Here is a 17554-nt window from a genome sequence, read left to right as displayed (position 1 = left end):
GGTTTTCTAGTAGATTGATTGGATTATGGGGATTGATCAGGTTCACTAAACAACGTGCGCTGGCCTAGACGCGCCTCAAGAATTGACCATTTTTTCTCAGTCTTTTTTTGTACTTCCATGGAATAGGCCGCGTGTAGGGCATAGACCTCGGTATCTAGCCCTTCATTACTCTTTCCAGGTCTTTTCTGCCAAATTTCCCTTCCTGAATATTTTTTGCTTGGAGCTTTTACTTCAGCGGTGACCTGCTCCCAGTAATCCTGACGCACATGCTTGCAGCTGTGCATATAAGCGCTGGTGCCTAACAATCGCCTGGCAATAAGATCCTTAGCCTTGTGGGTGCCCACCATGTACAACTTCACTTGATGGCGATCGGCTTTAGTAGTGCGCGTTGGGTTACTAACCTCTGCTTTCCTTGGATGTGAAAATATTTCTTTGCTGCCAAAGTCTCTACTATCGCCCTTAATTGCCATCACTAGGACGCGGCGATATTTTTTTCTCTAGTTCTTACCCATTCATACACCGCGCCGCTGGTAGTACCATCAGAGGAATCGATACTGACTGCAGATGCGTAAATCTCACCAAAGCGCTCATGCTTGAAGCCTTGGAAAACTAACTTGTCCAAGGCATCCCAGCAGCTATCGCGCTTATCTACCGTGTCGCCATCGATTTCGCCCCAGTACATTTGCCAGCTTTCTTCATTGCGACTAAAGGCGCGGATGGTGATGGCAAGCCGGTCATGCTGAACATCAATACCGACAGTAACCAGCAACCCACCAGCCGGACAAAATAATTCTGGATAATCCTCGGCAGTTTCTTGCAGTTTTTCATGATCCAGCAACCGGTTGGCCGCATATTTATAGGGCCTGCCTAACTTGTTGTTTTGGAATACGATGCGTGCAGATTCATCGCCGCTTTTGGCTTCGTGTTCGGCTTCCAAGAAATCCCTGACGACCTCCGCCAAGCCAGTGCCAGGAATACACACATAAAGCTCCGATAGCTCCATAAAGGTTTCTATCGGCTCGATTTCATCCTCTGTAAAGTCCTCGCCGCATTGGGTTTTGACCCAGCCGGCAAAGTCATCGCCGTTTTCCCGCGCGGTTTTACAGGTCTGCAGGATATTGGCCTGGCGGCGGTAGTCATCCCAGGCACTACCACATTTAGGACAGGTATAAACGGCGGTTTCTGGCTGATTCAGGCCGAATACCGGGTGCGGTGTGCCGCCCTCTTTCTCCAACCAACTGACGTTTTCCCAGTCCAGTACATGGGACTCACCACAGTCGTGACAGGTAACCGGTAGCACGCGCATTGTGCCGAGCTTGGTGTAGTGCTCCACTTGGGAAAGATCAGCAATCGCCGGCGTGCCGCCAATAATCAATTTCTTATTGCGCATGCGCTTGAGGCGTTCGCGCAAGTGGCGAATGGAGTCACCCTGATCGCCAACGTCTTTATTAGTATCGTCCGGCTCCTCCACATAGCCCCGGCGGGCCGTGGTGGATTTCACATTGGATATCGAGTTGGAGCCAATGGTGCGCACCTCACCACCGGGGAATTTCTTGCGCGTCGAGCGGCTACCGCCTTTGCGACTGGTGGTGACATCGATCACCCGATTTACCGCTGGTGAGCCTTCGATAATCGGCACCAGCTTTTCATCCATAAACAGCCGGCCTTATGGCTTAGCTGTCGCAATGGCATGACTTAATGCTTTATCAAGCTCAATCGGTAGGTGCCGACGCGCTATACCTTCGGCGATCTGATAGAACGGGAAACGTTTTCGATAGTTGGGCCTGCCTTCTACAAAGATTAAGATCGGGCGTGCTGACCGACGGCGCTTGTATCCAACCCGTTGCCACACTCCCAAGGTGCCCTCAATCTTTCCAACAAAATAGCCCTTGGTTATTCCCCGTTTAGCTTTGCTGCGTTTACTATTGGTTGCGTTCTGCATAGGGTCAGGGTTAGCTCTAACTTGAGATAGAATCTTGCTATAAGTGGTAGCCGTAATATTTCCATGTTTGTTCAGTCTGGCAGCCTCCCCAGGTACCACATACCAACCTGAGGGCAATAAACCAGCAGCATGCAACGCACGCTCAAATCTTTTTTCATTACGAGCAGTACCGAAAACTGCCGGAGCTAGGTATTTCTCAGGTGCTGTTCCCTTAGTCGCTTCATCCCTGATATGAATTTTGGAAACACCCGAACGCTTCGTGGCCCTCTCAACCAAAACAGAATTAAGTGTAAATCGTGTCGGCTTAACAAAGACCCGCCTCATTGCTGAGCGCTCTTCCCCTCGAATCAGAACTGACACATTGTTCACCGCCACCGCACCGGCATACGGTAACTGTCGTTTCAATTTAGCCGAGCTATTTTTATAGATTGAGGTATCGACCTTGACACTAACGTCCATCGCCCCACTCCTCAGCAGAGCTATCCTCACCCCGCTTCATCTGCTCCCGCTTCAGCTTAATATCCTGATGTCGGTAATAAGCGAAAACAACGATGGAAAGCAGGCCGGTGGTGAATGCACCGTAGGTAATTACATATTGCTCAAACGCCGATGCAACCTGAGCTGAGCCGTCACGCTACCCACTCCCGCAATCCATATCATTAGCCGCTCCATTGCTGTATGTGCTGCATCAGTTGGACTCATTGCGCCACCCCTTTTGCCGCACGCTTCAGAGCTGCTAGCGGTTTCATGATGTGCCGGCCAATGCTATAGGAACCAAAGAAAAAGACAATCACCGCCGAAAACGCACCGAACATCAATGTCGATCCAGCCACAGCCCAAATAAACTTCGCGTACTCAGAGTTCCATGTCCACACCACTACAGAAGCAATAACCAAAAACATCTCAACACGAATAATTGCCAAGGCCGTAAAACGTCTGGTTAAGCTTCGCTGTGTGTTCTCACTCGCTGTGCTCTCTACATGAGCCACCACAGTATCGATACTCCTGTGCATGCAGAATGATTTCCTTTGCATCCTCTGCGCTCTCTTGATCGGTATAGGACAGGCCATCAATCCAACCTCCAGCCCGCACCAGTAACCCGTTATCCCTATCGAGAATATCGTCTACAGGTTTAGCGTTACTGCTGAATAGCGATTTCACTCCAGACCAAATACCCATCACGGATACTCCGGCACATAGTGCGTAATTGTCAGATCAAACTCAGGCGGGAGCAGCTCTCGCAGCTGCTGCATTGCCTTGTGGGATTGCATAACCCACCAGCCACCGGGAGCCAAGCCAGAACCAATACCAATACAACCCTGCACATCCGCCGAATAATTAGCGGTGTGGATTAATATTTTTGTACGGCCAGGGACTTCCTGAAGCTCCCACACATTGGGGAACCTTGGTGAGTTATAGGGATTACAGGAATACACCCCTTCAGGAATACAGCTCTCGAATGGACGATTCCCCAACCACGGACGCTCTACCGTATAAAACACACAGTCGTGCACTCTCAGCCGCCCCAATGTGGCATCAGGCCCATAGGCGAATCGCGTTAATTCAAACATGAGGTATTAGCTCCCGGATTTCGGGCACAAAAAAACCCGCTTAGAGCGGGCTTGGCATTCAGCAGAATGAGAATTTTTCAGGCGATGAATCTAGCTCACCCGAAACCTCATATCATTTAAATAAAAACTGTACTATTTAAGGACGAACATCAAGATAGTCTGGAGATGCTTGATTTGAATTTTTTTCATCACAGGTTGAAATGTTAGGCCACACAAATGCAACACTCTTATCAGCAACCGTAGCTGATAAAAGCATCGAGTACGCCCTATCAATTTGTTTGGGATCTTCGAAATCTATCTTGCACCACATATCCGCACAGGTCTTATCTGTGGAGAAGTATACACTTCCATTTTTATGGACAATGGTCCTGAGGACTTTTTCACTACACTGCACTGAAGCATATACGGCATTATTTAAAAGGATTACAGCAACCACTGAATAAATTAAAGACTTAATTAATTTCGCCATTTACTCTTAATTCCCTGAAAAAATGTTCAAAGATTACACAAAGAAAAGATGAGTATACTATATATTATGACACTCTATTTATCTCTACACCAAATACTCGAGTTCCAACCACATTACAGGCACAAAAAAACCGGCTCAGAGGCCGGCTTTATTCTGCAAAGCAGAAAAACTGCACACTAGGGAATTTATACCTACTCAGGACAAAGCTGTCAACAAGCGGCTTTAAGCCGCCCTCTGTACCCCTGTACAACTTCAGAAATAGGCCCTAAAGCTCTTGCGGGTAGAGAGTCCAAACGCCGCTGCAAACGTTTCCAAATTTTTACCCACTCCCTATCCCAACGCTTTTTGTCACACCCTAAAATTGTCCGCGCTTGGCCCAGGTCTATTAATCGGCCATTTACATCTCGCAGTGCACACGCATTAATACAAAATAGCGCTAGCTGGCTAACCTTTTCTCGTGGGTGCGGTTCATCCCATTTGTCGAACTCACTCATCAAGTATTTCAATAGTGTTGCTCGCTCTTTGACTCTTGAGGCTGGCGGGGCGTAGGCGGCCATGCCCCAGCAGTATGCCAACGGATCACTCACTCGCAGCTTTGCAACTGCATCTTGGATTAACCCCTTTTCACAGGCATCCATGATGCGATTGCCGCTGTCCTTAGTTCCCGGGGTTTCTTTCGCAATTACTGTTGGGGCTGCAACCCGGCAAATGACTTGGTTGGCCCTGCCCTGCACCTCTCCGCGAATTACAACCTTTCGCCCTCTCCCAGCTGAGGAAACCGTACTTCTGCCGCCCATGGCTTCATAATCAAATGCAGCTGTGGAGCTATCAAAGGCGTCGTGCCACGCTTGCCTAGCACTATCGAATCTCATGTCATGCCCCCCAAGCAATTTTCAAGCAACCAAGCACCCCATCAAGCAGCCTGCGGCATGCTCTCGAAATAATCCTGAAGTCGCCTTTCGGCTGCGTGCAAATTGTCTCGGTGATACGTGCCCAGGTAATTTATGTGGCCCTGGTTTATCCAGAATTGGGTAACCACCGTATTCGCGAACACAACCTCCACGAGGTGAGCGTACTTGGTGCGGAATACGGCCAGCGGGCTGCTGGGGTTGGTTGTGGAAATCCTTTCGATGGCTTCTGGGATGGTGACTGTGCACATGGTGAACTCTCCTTGGTGATTGGGTTTTACCAATTGGTATCCGTTGCGATTTCTACTGCGCTGAGATTTCGCGTTAGCCGCTGCCCTGACGCCTGAGGTTGAGGTGCGAAGTACTTCTCGCGTTTTAGCCAGTTACGCCAGGTGGCGAGCCAATCGAGTTTTACGCCCCGCTGGCCGGGTTGGGATATCCAGTAATCGCGGAAGCTTTCGGCAATGTCGTGGATTCGGTGGATCAGGTCTGGGCGGAGGCGTTGGGCTTCGGTGCGGAATTTGTCAGTGAGAATCCAGTTTCCAGGCAAGCGTGTGCCGCGTTTGGGGTTGGCGCGATTTGGAACTGTGCCTCTCTCTACTGGTTTCTTATTGGTTCTTACTGGTTCTATAGAGAAGGACGTGTTGTCATTTTCACCGGTTGGGTGCACAGATTTCACCGGTTCGTGTTTTATTTTCACCGGTGAAGATTTTTCACCGGTGAAATCATTGCACCGGTTTACGTGTAAAAAGAGGTCATAATTGGTCCTGCGCCCGTTGGATTTTTCGGCGCTCAGGTAGCCCAGTTCTTCCAACTCTTCGATGGCATTAATCACCGAACGCTTTGTACATTGCGCAACGTCGGCCAGGTAGGCATTGCCCAGGCATCACTGTTATGGCAATCGGCCAAAGCAATTAAAACCAGCTTTGCTGTTGGTGTTCTGGTCCTGCGTTTAATGGCCCATGCCGCAGCTTCAAAGCTCACCACCCACCTCCTGTATAAATTTCCATGTAGCGCAGTAGATCTATTAGAGCCCGGGGAAGCCGAAGCTTCGCTGCCCTGCCCCGGTACTCACTCAGGCCGCTCTTACGCATTACGAGTGAATGGTGATAGCATGACTAGCCTTTACCCAGGCCAGCGCTCTTATCCAGAAGGGACAATCATTTTTGTCGACCCCGACAAACCTCTGACCAATGGCTGCCGAGTTATCGCCAAAATAAATGGTGAGGTCATCTTCAAAAGCTATGCAGAAGACATGGGCCATATTTATCTACGCCCCATCAACCCAACCTACTCTCCGATGGAAGTTACAGGCAAAATTATATCCTTTTGTGGCGTAATTATTGGCTCCTACACCCCTAAGTAGGACAAAAAAAAAGCCCGCATTAGCGGGCCTTTCTGAATGCTGAGAGTCACAACAGAATTTTTTTGACCATCTCAACTTCAATAACACCCCGAGAAACACAGTTCAAAGTGAGATCTTGTGCCGGCTTCTCCGGTAAGTATTCGCCCTGAATGTTTGAACGAACAATCACATCCCTATCATCAACAACCACATTAAAGGCAACTTCTGTCTTGGTGTAATTATCCTCTAAATAATCTCTGCCCTCGTTAGCACCACAATTGGCCTGCTCAGGCGTAAGTTTCCAGTTTTTTAGGGTTGTAGAGATATAACCCGCCTCTAAATCAGAGGACAAAATCTGAAACCCATCCCTCAACAAAGCTTGCCTCGCCTTACTCAATACCTCTTGTTTTGTTGAAAGGTGCTCTAAAGCAAAGTACTCACTGATAAACACTGGCGTCTGGTTCGTTGCAGTACAGCCACCAAGGCCAGTCGCTAGCAGAACTCCTACTACTGCATGTCTTATTTTTTTCATTCTTATCCTCCGTGATAAGCGCTCCCTGAGCATATCAAGGTGAAAACCTTTTAAGAAATTAACTTACGACTATTGACCAGACAATTTACTTTCGGCTACTGCAATTATTAACCAAGGACAGGGCATCAAAATGTACACAGCCAGGAATCTAAGGCCATTGGCGCCACGCGAAGCTGAAGCGCTTACATATCGTTCCCGTGGCCTCACCAACAAAGAGACCGCCGAAGCTATGCGGTGCTCTGTAGCGAATGTCACCAACTTGCTGGCGGAATGCTTTTACAAGTTGCATGCCCGCAACAGTACTGAAGCCGTGGCCAAGGCGGTAAAGCACGGATTGATTCAATTCGCCCTGCTCGCCTGCGTACTCAGCGGTATGGGCGCTGATGCTCAAGACCAATTACGCACCCGCTTCCAGCGCCGCCCCACAGTTCGAACCATTCGCATCCGCAACAATCGGGAGGGACTCGCATGACCGCCACCGTGTTTGTACTTCCAACGGCTACGAGCAAAAGCGACGTAGATCGCCTCAAGCAGCGCACCGATATCGCCAACGCGGATCACAAAACGCACATCCGTTTAGTGCAGCCAAAACCCACTTTTGCACGGCCAGTGCACCAAAACGACTGGCCACCTTTTGGAGGTGATGCAGCATGAATACTTTCAGCCCAACCCAGAGTGTGGAAACGCTGCTCACTGTAGCCAACGGATACTCCGGTGCTAGCGCAATTGCCGCACAGGTGTTGCTTTCGGCTTGGAACAGCAACGATTTTACGGTTCCCGTTGCCGAGTTATCGCTACTTGATGGGGAGAACTATCAGCACGCTCTCAACGTGATGACACTTCGCTATCAAGGCAAGGAACCCCAAAACGTAATCGCACAGGGCGATAAAAAATTTCGCACCCTTTGTGTCGAGTGGTCTCACCTTGAAACTCAGAGAAAAGGTGCAGCATGAACCAGCCGCAACAGCTGCCGCGAATACAGTGCGCCCACTGCGGGAAACCCGCAGAGCCGGTATTCAACGGGAAGCTGTTATTGCGCGGCTGGAGTTGTCAGCTTTGCAAATATTGGGAGCCGGCAATTGGCAGGGAGCGGAAGTTCAAAAAAATAGTAGGGGCGAACCATGAATGAATTCTCCCAACTACTACAAATCACTCAAGACCTAATGGCCACGGTAGAAACCCAGCAGTTACAAATAAACGGCATGCAAGAGCAAATAGCCGCACTCTCCGAAGCCATCCAGGGCCAACCATCAGAACAAAACTTGAAGGACCAGGAGGCAGCGTGAAAAAGGAAAAACTCTTCACCATCACCCAGGCCGCCCGAACTTTAGAAATGGGCAGAAACAACCTGCTAAAGGTTCTACGAAATAGCGACCTTTTGCATAGCCGCGAACCTATGCGTAACTCACCGACAAAGTCCGCCGTACAGCAGGGGTTACTGGTTGCAGAGAATGCCGAATATAGCCGCGGCCCGGTGAAGGTGCCGTATATCAACACCAAAGTGACATCGAAAGGCATGGTGTGGATTCGGGATCTGATCGAAAAGAACTCCATCTCCCAAGCCAGCTAGAAATTTAACCGCGCCCCGGCGCATTCAGTCAGAGGTAACCATCCTTGGGCTGCCGGTATGGAGCCCATTTTTTAAAATGGGAAAATCCAATGGAAAGATACGCACTGCTTACTGGCACCTACAACCTATTGATGGGCGGCATTAAAGATTTCAAGCGCTCCTACGCCACTAAAGAAGAGGCCTTCGAAGAAGTGCAGCGCATCGCTCAAAATGACCTGTTTACCGACTGGGCACAGATATTCGATAAAAAAACCGACAAGGCAAAAATTTATCGCATAGTCGATAAAAAAATCATTGAAGAGAAACCCAAAGACTGCCCTCACCCAGAATCAAAACCCCAGGCAGAACCGGAATACGCTTAATCTTAATTAAAAATAGTTTTCTCAGCCCGCCAAGTGCGGGCTTTTTAGGTAGAAGATAACAACGCGAGGGATGTGCGGTGGGTAACCTACTAACCAAGCATGAGATAGCCCGCCTAACGGGCGCTGGCGCCGAGAACTCCGAGGAGCAAAAGCGTATTCTCGATGCCAATCGGATTCCCTATGTGCTGAAAAAGGACCGATCCCCTGCACTCACCTGGGAAATGGTTAATCAAGCCATTCTGGCCCGAGGGGCCTCAAAACCCGACTTAGCCGGTGTTAACCTACCCCCAGGCTTTAACCTTGGAGCAGCAAGCTGATGGGCAGAAGGCGTAACCCCGAAAATGCATGGATGCCACCACATGTAGCCAGGTATAAAAACGGTTACCGATTTCGCAAGCATGGTGAGCCAACCAAACATATTGCCGGCCCCGACGCCTCCAGGGCTGAGGTCTGGGTTGCCTATGAGAAATACCTAGCCGGTCTAGTGCAAAAGACCTTTACCTTCGCGGATTTAGTAGAACTCTACTTCGCCTCCCCTCAGTACACCAAACACATAAAACCGCAGACTCAAAAAGACTACCATCGCTAGAGCCAGCGTGTTCTCGCGGTATTCGGTGAAATGGAACCAGACAATATCACCTCCCCACTGGTACAGATGTTTATTGATGCACGCGGCGCTGAGTACCCCACCTCAGCCAATAGAGAGCGAACCTTTCTAGGCATCGTGATGAAATGGGGCAAAGCCAGGGGCTTCGTTAAGATTGAAGACCCCACAGCAGTAGTAAAAACAATTAAAGTAAAGCCCGGCGGACGCTACGTAGAAGACTGGGAATACCAAGCCTTTTGGCAATGGCTGGGTGATCACGGCCATGTGATGCACCAGTGCTCAATGGAAATCAGCTATTTGTGTGCAGCCAGGCAACAAGATGTACTCGCCCTCACCCGCGCAGAGATTCAAGAAGACGGTCTATTGATTGTGCAAGCCAAAACAGGCAAAGCCCAACTAAAGCTATGGAGCTCAGCCCTCAAAGAAGCCGTTGATCGCGCTGCAGCCACTAACACCGAAGCACAAATCCAAACCACCCATATCATTCGCAGCCGCGCAGGCCGCGCCTACACCCGCACCGGGTTCAATGCCGTTTGGCAAAGGGAACAACGAGCGGCACTAGCTGCCAGGGCAATTAAACAGCGCTTTCGATTTCATGATTTGAAAATCAAAGCGGCCAGTGACTTCGAGGGGGATGTTCAAAAGTTCACCGGGCATAAGACGCGATCTATGGCTGAGCGGTATAACCGTACTGCGGATCGGGTGGCTAGTTTAAATAGAGACAAGATCGAGCAAGCCAAAGGCCAACAAGATTAAACTTTTAATTCTTACAGTTTAGAATTAAGATACCCTCAGATTATCATATGACGACAGGAGCATGAAGGACTTTCCTGTGAGTAGCGGTCATTGTGAAACCTACACAAATGATCATAACTAAATACCCTCTCAAAACCCACCTTCGCTCTCTTTCCCTCATACCATAAAATTTAAAAATACAAGCTTGAAGCATGAAAATACAAGATATCGAAACAATCAAGAGAAAGCTTCGAGATGAAAGCCTTACTGAACATGAGTTTGAAAATGTTGAACTAAAAAGAGATTGGAGGAACACTCACGGCGAAAAAATTTCGATGCTATGCAATGGAAACCCAGAGCATAACTGCTTTCTTCTAATTGGAGTCGAAGACGACGGCTCCCTTTCTGGACACAATCAGAAATGGTTAAGTAAGAATTTAGAAATAATTTCCCAGCACCTCAACAAATACTTAGACCCCTCTATCTCTTTAATAGAAATAACAACTGAGGACATAAATGGAAGTAAAGTTGTAATATGCCAAGTCAAAAATCCTGGAATCATTGTTAAATGGGATCGCACTGCATACCGGGGCAAGGGTACAACGAAAGTACGAATGAGCCAAGAAGAGATAATGGAATTAAATTTATCACTTCCCGGCCTTACGGACATATCAAAAAAGAAGGCCAGCTTTACACCTAACGAAGCACTGGTCAAAGACTTCTGCAATATGGCAGGAATCGAATATGACAAATACATACTTGACAGGTATTCCTTGAGGAATACCAAGGCTGGAGAAATATTATTTGGCGAATCTAAATTTAGGTTTGTAGAATACAACGATAACAATGATATCCTGAGGAATGAGAGCCGCTCAGGGCTATTAAGTTTACTAACCCAAGAAACACAAAGTGAAATCAAATCTTTTTATGCCAAGCAAAATATAGACCCCAAGAGAATCACAAGTTCATTACTTAGAGAAGCTATCGGAAACTGCATTGGCCATGCAGCATATATAGAAAACGATGGCGAAATTATTGTAGAACTCCACCCAACTAGAATCATACTTAGTAATTTGGCCTATAGTGAATACTCATCCTTAGCTAACAAGTGGTTTTCCTCTGCTCATAAATCCCCAAATTCCTTTTTGATGGAATCCCTCCGAGTAGCAAAAAAAGTAGATGAACTAGGAAGAGGAAAGAAAACGCTACTATCTGAATGCCTGCTCAACGGCTTTATGCCACCTGCTATTACCATATCTGAAGCGGGAAGATTTAAGCGCTGGAGCTTACAAATAGACATTAAAGACAACGGTGATAGATTTAGAAAACTTAGAGAAACACTGACTGAACAATACCAAGAAACAAAGGAAATGCCTCTAATAGCATATGCCTTGGTTCTCTGGAGAAGGAAACCATTTTCTGAAATATTGAGATGTTTTGACAAGTACGAATCCGAAATTGTCGCAACTATTGTAACTGACATCAAAGGGCCCGTGTTCCTTTTTGAAGAGGAAGACAGAGTAGTTCCCCATCGATGGGTTAAAGTATTAATTGAAGAAGGTAAAGCATCAAAAGAATTCACACTAAATGAGGAACAAAATTTATTTAAGCACTGCCAAGAAATTCATATTAACTTCCACAGCGGTATTATCACTACAGCACAATTCAGAGAAATTGCTCATTTATCAACCTCAAACTCTGACAAATCTCTTTCCTCAAGATTATTAGGTAAATGGGTAAAAGAAGGTAGATTAACCAGAATTAAGCGAGGCACATATAAATTCACACCAAGAAAATACCACACAGGTGAGCCTTCAAAAGCAATGTTTGCCAAGATTCTTAATCTTTTCTCAGAAGTAACACACATAGAACCGGAAGCTGAAATTGATTAATTTCCGAGAAAAGATAGAAAACAATAGCAAAAATCCGCTAAAGAATGGCATTAGACCTAGCTTGAAAAATACAGCCACTGATAATATTCAGCACCCCACTCCTCCAGGGGTACCACCTTAAAGGACCTCTTCACCCATGTGAGTTTTTAGAAGAGAATTTAAGCGGATGGATACGAGGATCGATCGAGTCAGGAATGCATACTTCAGACAACCCCGTCATCAGGCTAGAATCACAAGCTCTTAAAGATGAGAGATTGCTGAGAAAACCAAGGCGCCCAAATACCCATTAAATTGAAACCTCAACATAGATTGAGGCAGAAATTCGTACACTGAGGCCCAAAACGAAAAAACCCCGCACTAGGCGAGGTTTTAAGTCCTTGAAAAACAAGGAAGAATCTGGGGTGGCCGACGGGGATCGAACCCGCGACCTCAGGAGCCACAATCCTGTGCTCTACCAACTGAGCTACGGCCACCATAAAAGTGATATACTTCAGCACCTTGTGGCAGTACTGATTGCCGGATATCTCTTGCAGCCAATCTGGCTTCAGACTAAGTCCTTTTTGCCAAACCAGCACCATCTTGTGAAGATGGCACGCCCGGCAGGACTCGAACCTGCGACCATCCGCTTAGAAGGCGGATGCTCTATCCAGCTGAGCTACGGGCGCAAGGTGAACCCGGAAAATTGGTCGGGGCAGAGGGATTCGAACCCCCGACATCCTGCTCCCAAAGCAGGCGCGCTACCAGACTGCGCTATGCCCCGTTTTTCCAATCATTCGCATCTCTTTGACCCTGTTAACCGCCCCGTAGGTGGTTGTGTAAGTCGCTGTAGCTGCGAAGTGCGTGCATAGTAATGATACCCCCGGCCCATGTCAACGCTTCTAAGCTATTATTTTTAAAGAAGTTTATCCTTTTGCCTATCTGGGCCCAGAAGTGGCGAAATTATTTCCAACCTGTGCGAAAATGGCGCACTTCGCAAATCCGACCGGATAAAAAGTAAGCGTTTTTAAAAATCGCCTGCTTCCGCCCTTCTATATACAGTAGGTGCTGAAGCAGACTCCGGTCTATTAGCCATCGATTTTTTATTGTTAGAGATAGCATCTATGTCTGCACTGGTTCTGGACGGCAAGGCCCTGGCACAGAAAACTGAAGAAGAACTCTCGGCTCGGGTAGCCCTACTAAAAGAGAAGAGCGGTGGGCAAACGCCAATCCTGGCGACCATCCTGGTGGGTGATGACCCCGCTTCAGCTACCTATGTAAAGATGAAGGGCAATGCTTGCCGCCGTATCGGCATGGATTCCATGCAGGTGGAACTGCCCTCCTCCACCACCACTGAAGAGTTACTCGCCAAGATTGAGGCGCTCAACGCCAACCCCAACGTCCACGGTATCCTACTTCAGCACCCGGTGCCGGCACAGATCGATGAGCGTGCCTGTTTCGACGCGATTAGCCTGGAGAAAGATGTAGATGGCGTGACCTGCCTGGGTTTTGGCCGTATGGCAATGGGTGAAGAAGCCTATGGCTGCGCAACCCCCAAAGGCATTATGCGTCTACTGGAGGCCTACAATATCGAAATGGAAGGCAAGCACGCCGTAGTTGTGGGCCGCAGCCCTATCCTGGGTAAGCCGATGGCTGCCATGTTGTTGAACGCCAACGCCACCGTAACTATCTGCCACTCCCGCACTCAAGATCTGGCCGAACATATCCGCCGCGCCGATATCGTAGTGGGCGCCGTGGGCAAACCTGAGTTTATTAAGGCCGAGTGGATTAAAGATGGCGCAGTGGTTGTCGATGCCGGCTACCACCCAGGCGGTGTGGGCGATATCGAACTGGGTCCGCTAACTGAGCGCGTTGCCGCCTACACCCCGGTGCCCGGCGGTGTTGGCCCAATGACCATCAATACCCTGATCTACCAATCTGTCGATTCCGGTGAACGCAAGATTGGCTAGTTTTATACGGTTGGATAAGGCGGTCAGCCAGGTGACTGACCTCTCCCGTTCCGATGTGAAGCGCGCCGCCAAGGCGGAGCGCATCAGCGTTAACGGCGAGGTCATCACCGATCCGGCCGCCAAGGTACAGGCCAGCGATGCACTGTACTTGGACGGCGAGCCCCTGCACGAGCCGGGGCCACGCTACATTATGTTGAACAAACCCCTGGGCTATGTAAGCGCGACCAAAGATGGCGAACACCCTACGGTGCTGGACCTGATTGACGAGCCCAACAAAGCCAAGCTGCATATTGCCGGGCGCCTGGATATCGATACCACCGGGCTGGTGCTACTCACCGATGATGGCCAGTGGTCACACAAAGTGACCTCGCCGAACCACCACTGTGAGAAAACCTATTACGCTCTGCTGGCAGAGAAAATTGAGGAAGATGCGGTGGCAAAGTTTGCCAAAGGCATCTGGCTCAACAATGAAAAGAAAAGAACCAAGCCGGCCAAGCTTGAGATTCTCTACGCTAACGAAGTGCGCATAACCATCGGTGAGGGCCGCTACCACCAGGTCAAGCGTATGTTTGCCGCCCTGGGCAACCGGGTAATCGAACTGCACCGGGAGAGAATCGGCAATATCTTCCTGGATGAAGAGCTCCAGGAAGGCGAATACCGGCTGTTAACTTCTGAAGAAATCGCTTCGGTACAATAAAGACTATGTCCTCGCTTCTCCTCCAAGAAATCTCACAGGTCCCGAGTGAAACCCTGTGGATCGCCGATGAAAACAGCAAGCCTTTACTACAGCCGGGCTTTCACTTCGAAGGTGACCTCCTTACCAACCGCTGGGATATTGCCGAGCTGGCCCAGGGTAAGGTTGGGCGCAGCTTCTATAACGACTTTCACCTTGAAGAGCTGGATCGCCGCTACCGCCGCATTGTTTATTCGGTCTCCAAGGAAAAAGCCGTCGTTCACCATATTATCAACCAGGCCCCACGGTTTCTCGGTGAGGGCGGTGAACTGGTGTTGTTAGGGGAAAAGCAGAGCGGCATTAAAAGCTATGCGGCTAAAGTTGCCGAGCGCCTGGATGGCAGTAAGCATCTGCAAAAGTACGGCAACGATTATTGCAGTGTTAACCTGGTGGAGCATCCCCAAGGTGGAACACCTATCGGTGAGGAGGATTACCCGCAGCTACGCAGCCTGCCGGAGCTTGGGGGTCTTTATAGCAAGCCCGGCCTGTTTGGCTGGAATAAGATTGATAAGGGCAGCGCCCTGCTGGCCCAACAGCTCACCACCGAGCTTCCCAAGGAGGGCGCTCAAGTCATCGATCTCGGCTGTGGCTACGGTTATCTCAGTGCCCGACTAGCGTCATTGGGGAGCTTCCACTTTACCGCTATCGACAATAATGCCGCTGCCCTACTCGCCTGTAAGAAAAATTTTCAAACTCAGGGTATCAAGGGCGTAGTGCTGCCCTCCGATGCCGGGGCAGAGCTGGAAAGCGGTGCTGCGGACCTGGTGCTGTGCAACCCGCCCTTCCATCAGGGGTTCCAGGTGGAGGGCGATCTCACCGATCGCTTTCTGCAACAAAGCGCACGGTTATTGAAAATAACCGGTACGGCACTCTTTGTGGTGAATGAGTTTATTCCGCTGCTCAAGAAGGGGCCGCGTTACTTTTCTGAGGTGCAGTTGATCAACAAAGAAAAAGGCTTCTGTGTATACCGGCTGCGCCCTTAGGGCGCAGTTTGCCGGCGTTTATCTAAATTAGGCGAGCAGTCGCCAGGAGACAAAAATCAAATTTGCGGACCAGCTGAGTCGTAAGGATTAGTAGTCGCGCAAATTAAACAGGTTCATCGAGAGGGTGTGCTCCTCCAGCTCTTCCAATTGTCGCAAGCGCTCGAAGGCTTCACGCGCCGAGGGAGTCTCCGCCCCCTGGGCCAGATCCCGGTATTGGTCAGCCAGATAAATCTCAATATCCATAGCCAGTTTGGCAATGTCATCTAGATTATCTATATCGATACTGCGCAGGCGCTGCAGAAACTCCTTCTCGCGCCCTTCCGGGGCAAATTGCACCCAGGTGTGCAAGGCACCTGGCGGCAAATCGGCGTGGAAGTTCTCCAGTGAATGCTTCATGGAGTCTTCCCGTCGTCGAAGCTGATCTAGGAGCAGCTCAACCCGCTTGTTGGTGGCAAGCTGCTCATACTCTTCGTATTGCAGCGCCAATTTGGCATGAAAATCCCTTCCTTCCTGAATAACTTCCTCAACTGTTTTGTACCGCATTAACGAGCCCTGGAGTAATAAGTCGCTAATGTCAGTATAGACAGGCAGTGAGAAAGGGCGCCAACAACACCCAACAAAAAAACGACAGTGGCAGTTTTCTCTTTGCCTATCGAGCCGCCAGGGCGCTCCAGACAGATAACTCAACGCAGAAGTCGATGATGAGCATACAGGCGACAACTGGGACTACCGGGATTGATTTTGGCTGGAACGCGCTTCTTCAGCTCCGCCAGTGAAAGCATGTTCCTGCTCACCGCCAGAATATGATTTTCGTATTGGGGCATGTAGGCCATCCAGGCGCCACGCAGACGGCTGCGCAAAGCCTTTTGACGCCAGGCACTGTCTCGGAGCTCCTGAAGATCGCCAAAGTTACTCACTAAAACCCCATCCCGATGCAATAGGCGCATTAAGTTGGCGCACCACTCTTGACTTGCGGGCACGGCGCGCTGTGCCACCCCCTGAAAATGACCAAATAAGTCATCGATTACCAGATCAAACGGCTCAGCAAAGGGGTTTTGCAGGTAATCTGCCACATACTCTTTGGCATCGGCATGTACCAGCTCTACATCCTTAACTCCGAAGAAGCGGCGGGCCACCTGTAGGTGAACCGGGTCCAGGTCCACCCCAACAATACGTTTCGCCGAGGTGTAAGCCTGTAACAAGCGGATCAAGGCACCGCCCCCAACACCTAATAACAATACAGAGTTCAGACGCTTCTCTGGCAGAAAGAAGGCCGGCAGCAGAAGCAGCTCCCACAGGGAGCCCTTAAGGGGATCGCGAGGATTCCACTGGGAATGGAAAACCCCGTTGCTGTACAAACGTACGCTGGCGCCGTGGTTGCGCACCTCATAACAGGTGTCTCCCACCTGCTTCTGCCACAGTAGTGCCATTAGCTTTGTGGCAGGTCTGAAGATTTCAGCAGTACTTGGGCAAAGCCCTGTAAGCCAGCCAGATCTTCTGCGGTGAAACGGGCAACGGTCGGGCTATCGATATCGAGCACCCCAAGGCAGCGGCCGTTATTATCGTAAAGTGGAATGACCACTTCAGAAGCAGAAACCGCATCGCAGGCGATATGGCCTGGAAACAGGTGCACATCCTCTACCAGTTGAGATTCTCCGCTGGATACCGCCGTACCGCAAACTCCGGCACCTACGGGAATACGTGTACAGGCGGGCTTGCCCTGAAAAGGCCCCAGACGCAGCTCATCATCATGCAAAAAGTAGAAGCCCGCCCAATTGATATCCTCCAACTCCATAAACAACAGAGCGCTGGCATTGGCAGTATTGGCCAGCCAATCCCTCTCGGCGGATAGCAGACCTTCGAGTTGACTATTGAGCGATAAGTAGAATTTATTTAACGACATGGCCGGATCGCCCCCTCACAATCAGTGGCTATAAAACGCGTTTGCCAGACACAGCA

The 17554-nt window shown here is 49.5% G+C and carries 28 protein-coding genes and 3 tRNA genes; 15 read left to right on the top strand and 16 right to left on the bottom strand.

What is annotated here, in order from left to right; all coding sequences use genetic code 11:
* Positions 1-23 precede the first annotated feature (23 nt).
* From ACJJIO_RS17960 to ACJJIO_RS17925, 8 genes are all read right to left on the bottom strand, one after another.
* A complete protein-coding gene (locus ACJJIO_RS17960) occupies positions 24-470 on the bottom strand; it encodes a terminase gpA endonuclease subunit (protein ID WP_444911010.1) in 447 nt (148 codons plus the stop codon).
* 2 nt (positions 471-472) lie between these two features.
* Positions 473-1654: a terminase gpA endonuclease subunit gene (locus ACJJIO_RS17955; RefSeq protein WP_444909315.1), complete on the bottom strand. Its 1182-nt coding sequence runs from the start codon at positions 1652-1654 to the stop codon at positions 473-475.
* Positions 1655-1666: 12 nt separating this feature from the next.
* On the bottom strand, positions 1667-2401 hold the full coding sequence (locus ACJJIO_RS17950; RefSeq protein ID WP_444909314.1) for a hypothetical protein: 735 nt from the start codon (positions 2399-2401) through the stop codon (positions 1667-1669).
* Positions 2402-2640: 239 nt separating this feature from the next.
* On the bottom strand, positions 2641-2865 hold the full coding sequence (locus ACJJIO_RS17945) for a hypothetical protein (RefSeq protein ID WP_444909313.1): 225 nt from the start codon (positions 2863-2865) through the stop codon (positions 2641-2643).
* 37 nt (positions 2866-2902) lie between these two features.
* A complete protein-coding gene (locus tag ACJJIO_RS17940) occupies positions 2903-3121 on the bottom strand; it encodes a hypothetical protein (RefSeq protein ID WP_444909312.1) in 219 nt (72 codons plus the stop codon).
* Positions 3121-3513, bottom strand: coding sequence for a DUF5675 family protein (locus tag ACJJIO_RS17935; RefSeq protein WP_444909311.1), 393 nt, complete (start codon positions 3511-3513; stop codon positions 3121-3123). Before ACJJIO_RS17935 ends, ACJJIO_RS17940 begins: the two co-directional genes overlap by 1 nt.
* A 136-nt stretch (positions 3514-3649) precedes the next feature.
* Positions 3650-3982, bottom strand: a complete 333-nt coding sequence (locus ACJJIO_RS17930) for a hypothetical protein (RefSeq protein ID WP_444909310.1) — start codon at positions 3980-3982, stop codon at positions 3650-3652.
* A gap of 209 nt (positions 3983-4191) precedes the next feature.
* Positions 4192-4854: a hypothetical protein gene (locus tag ACJJIO_RS17925; RefSeq protein WP_444909309.1), complete on the bottom strand. Its 663-nt coding sequence runs from the start codon at positions 4852-4854 to the stop codon at positions 4192-4194.
* A 110-nt stretch (positions 4855-4964) separates the two neighbouring features.
* On the opposite strand from ACJJIO_RS17925, the gene ACJJIO_RS17920 reads away from it, so the two are divergent.
* On the top strand, positions 4965-5237 hold the full coding sequence (locus tag ACJJIO_RS17920) for a hypothetical protein (RefSeq protein WP_444909308.1): 273 nt from the start codon (positions 4965-4967) through the stop codon (positions 5235-5237).
* On the opposite strand, the gene ACJJIO_RS17915 is transcribed toward ACJJIO_RS17920, so the two are convergent.
* Positions 5168-5725, bottom strand: a complete 558-nt coding sequence (locus tag ACJJIO_RS17915; protein ID WP_444909307.1) for a hypothetical protein — start codon at positions 5723-5725, stop codon at positions 5168-5170. The genes ACJJIO_RS17920 and ACJJIO_RS17915 overlap by 70 nt on opposite strands.
* 15 nt (positions 5726-5740) lie before the next feature.
* Here ACJJIO_RS17915 and ACJJIO_RS17910 point away from each other — a divergent pair, with 15 nt between their 5' ends.
* Entirely contained in the window at positions 5741-6256 is a 516-nt protein-coding gene (locus tag ACJJIO_RS17910; protein WP_444909306.1) for a LexA family protein, read from the top strand.
* 46 nt (positions 6257-6302) lie between these two features.
* Here ACJJIO_RS17910 and ACJJIO_RS17905 read toward each other — a convergent pair whose 3' ends face one another.
* Positions 6303-6767, bottom strand: a complete 465-nt coding sequence (locus ACJJIO_RS17905; protein ID WP_444909305.1) for a hypothetical protein — start codon at positions 6765-6767, stop codon at positions 6303-6305.
* 130 nt (positions 6768-6897) lie between these two features.
* Here ACJJIO_RS17905 and ACJJIO_RS17900 point away from each other — a divergent pair, with 130 nt between their 5' ends.
* The 10 genes from ACJJIO_RS17900 to ACJJIO_RS17855 all read left to right on the top strand — a co-directional run bounded on the left by ACJJIO_RS17900 (position 6898) and on the right by ACJJIO_RS17855 (position 11933).
* The gene (locus ACJJIO_RS17900) at positions 6898-7239 is read left to right on the top strand and encodes a response regulator transcription factor (RefSeq protein ID WP_444909304.1); all 342 of its coding nucleotides are present in this window, start codon (positions 6898-6900) and stop codon (positions 7237-7239) included.
* A 178-nt stretch (positions 7240-7417) separates the two neighbouring features.
* Positions 7418-7720 (top strand): DUF7673 family protein, encoded by a 303-nt coding sequence (locus tag ACJJIO_RS17895; protein WP_444900484.1) that lies wholly within the window; start codon positions 7418-7420, stop codon positions 7718-7720.
* The gene (locus ACJJIO_RS17890) at positions 7710-7892 is read left to right on the top strand and encodes a hypothetical protein (protein WP_444909303.1); all 183 of its coding nucleotides are present in this window, start codon (positions 7710-7712) and stop codon (positions 7890-7892) included. Before ACJJIO_RS17895 ends, ACJJIO_RS17890 begins: the two co-directional genes overlap by 11 nt.
* On the top strand, positions 7889-8053 hold the full coding sequence (locus tag ACJJIO_RS17885; RefSeq protein WP_413662514.1) for a hypothetical protein: 165 nt from the start codon (positions 7889-7891) through the stop codon (positions 8051-8053). Before ACJJIO_RS17890 ends, ACJJIO_RS17885 begins: the two co-directional genes overlap by 4 nt.
* Positions 8050-8337, top strand: coding sequence for a phage antirepressor KilAC domain-containing protein (locus ACJJIO_RS17880; protein WP_252082082.1), 288 nt, complete (start codon positions 8050-8052; stop codon positions 8335-8337). The genes ACJJIO_RS17885 and ACJJIO_RS17880 overlap by 4 nt, the downstream gene beginning before the upstream one ends.
* A gap of 89 nt (positions 8338-8426) precedes the next feature.
* Positions 8427-8699, top strand: coding sequence for a hypothetical protein (locus ACJJIO_RS17875; protein ID WP_444909302.1), 273 nt, complete (start codon positions 8427-8429; stop codon positions 8697-8699).
* A gap of 77 nt (positions 8700-8776) precedes the next feature.
* Positions 8777-9016, top strand: a complete 240-nt coding sequence (locus tag ACJJIO_RS17870) for a hypothetical protein (RefSeq protein WP_444909301.1) — start codon at positions 8777-8779, stop codon at positions 9014-9016.
* Positions 9016-9288 (top strand): hypothetical protein, encoded by a 273-nt coding sequence (locus ACJJIO_RS17865; RefSeq protein WP_444909300.1) that lies wholly within the window; start codon positions 9016-9018, stop codon positions 9286-9288. The genes ACJJIO_RS17870 and ACJJIO_RS17865 overlap by 1 nt, the downstream gene beginning before the upstream one ends.
* 30 nt (positions 9289-9318) lie before the next feature.
* Entirely contained in the window at positions 9319-10062 is a 744-nt protein-coding gene (locus tag ACJJIO_RS17860) for a tyrosine-type recombinase/integrase (protein ID WP_444909299.1), read from the top strand.
* A gap of 191 nt (positions 10063-10253) precedes the next feature.
* Positions 10254-11933 carry an ATP-binding protein gene (locus tag ACJJIO_RS17855; protein WP_444909298.1) on the top strand — a complete coding sequence of 560 codons (1680 nt, stop codon included), beginning with the start codon at positions 10254-10256 and terminating at the stop codon, positions 11931-11933.
* Positions 11934-12330: 397 nt separating this feature from the next.
* Here ACJJIO_RS17855 and ACJJIO_RS17850 read toward each other — a convergent pair.
* The 3 genes from ACJJIO_RS17850 to ACJJIO_RS17840 all read right to left on the bottom strand — a co-directional run bounded on the left by ACJJIO_RS17850 (position 12331) and on the right by ACJJIO_RS17840 (position 12693).
* Positions 12331-12406 (bottom strand) — tRNA-His (locus tag ACJJIO_RS17850).
* A 115-nt stretch (positions 12407-12521) separates the two neighbouring features.
* A tRNA-Arg gene (locus tag ACJJIO_RS17845) sits at positions 12522-12598 on the bottom strand.
* An 18-nt stretch (positions 12599-12616) separates the two neighbouring features.
* Positions 12617-12693, bottom strand: a tRNA-Pro gene (locus ACJJIO_RS17840).
* A gap of 340 nt (positions 12694-13033) precedes the next feature.
* On the opposite strand from ACJJIO_RS17840, the gene folD reads away from it, so the two are divergent.
* Genes folD through ACJJIO_RS17825 form a run of 3 tightly spaced genes read left to right on the top strand, consistent with a single transcriptional unit; the run spans position 13034 to position 15595 of the window.
* Positions 13034-13879: a bifunctional methylenetetrahydrofolate dehydrogenase/methenyltetrahydrofolate cyclohydrolase FolD gene (folD, locus tag ACJJIO_RS17835; protein WP_444884485.1), complete on the top strand. Its 846-nt coding sequence runs from the start codon at positions 13034-13036 to the stop codon at positions 13877-13879.
* Complete coding sequence (rsuA, locus tag ACJJIO_RS17830) at positions 13872-14576, top strand: 16S rRNA pseudouridine(516) synthase RsuA (protein WP_444909297.1); 705 nt, start codon at positions 13872-13874, stop codon at positions 14574-14576. The genes folD and rsuA overlap by 8 nt, the downstream gene beginning before the upstream one ends.
* Before the next feature lie 5 nt (positions 14577-14581).
* The gene (locus tag ACJJIO_RS17825) at positions 14582-15595 is read left to right on the top strand and encodes a class I SAM-dependent methyltransferase (protein WP_444909296.1); all 1014 of its coding nucleotides are present in this window, start codon (positions 14582-14584) and stop codon (positions 15593-15595) included.
* A gap of 87 nt (positions 15596-15682) precedes the next feature.
* On the opposite strand, the gene ACJJIO_RS17820 is transcribed toward ACJJIO_RS17825, so the two are convergent.
* The 3 genes from ACJJIO_RS17820 to msrC all read right to left on the bottom strand — a co-directional run bounded on the left by ACJJIO_RS17820 (position 15683) and on the right by msrC (position 17498).
* A complete protein-coding gene (locus tag ACJJIO_RS17820; RefSeq protein WP_152453116.1) occupies positions 15683-16138 on the bottom strand; it encodes a hypothetical protein in 456 nt (151 codons plus the stop codon).
* 140 nt (positions 16139-16278) lie between these two features.
* Entirely contained in the window at positions 16279-17025 is a 747-nt protein-coding gene (locus tag ACJJIO_RS17815) for a methyltransferase domain-containing protein (RefSeq protein ID WP_444909295.1), read from the bottom strand.
* A complete protein-coding gene (msrC, locus tag ACJJIO_RS17810) occupies positions 17025-17498 on the bottom strand; it encodes a free L-methionine (R)-S-oxide reductase MsrC (RefSeq protein ID WP_444909294.1) in 474 nt (157 codons plus the stop codon). Before msrC ends, ACJJIO_RS17815 begins: the two co-directional genes overlap by 1 nt.
* Positions 17499-17554 lie beyond the last annotated feature (56 nt).

The organism is Microbulbifer mixtoriginis (SeqCode), assembly GCF_052467235.1.
Note: the sequence above shows the minus strand (reverse complement) of the source record. Positions and strands in the feature narration are given on the sequence as shown.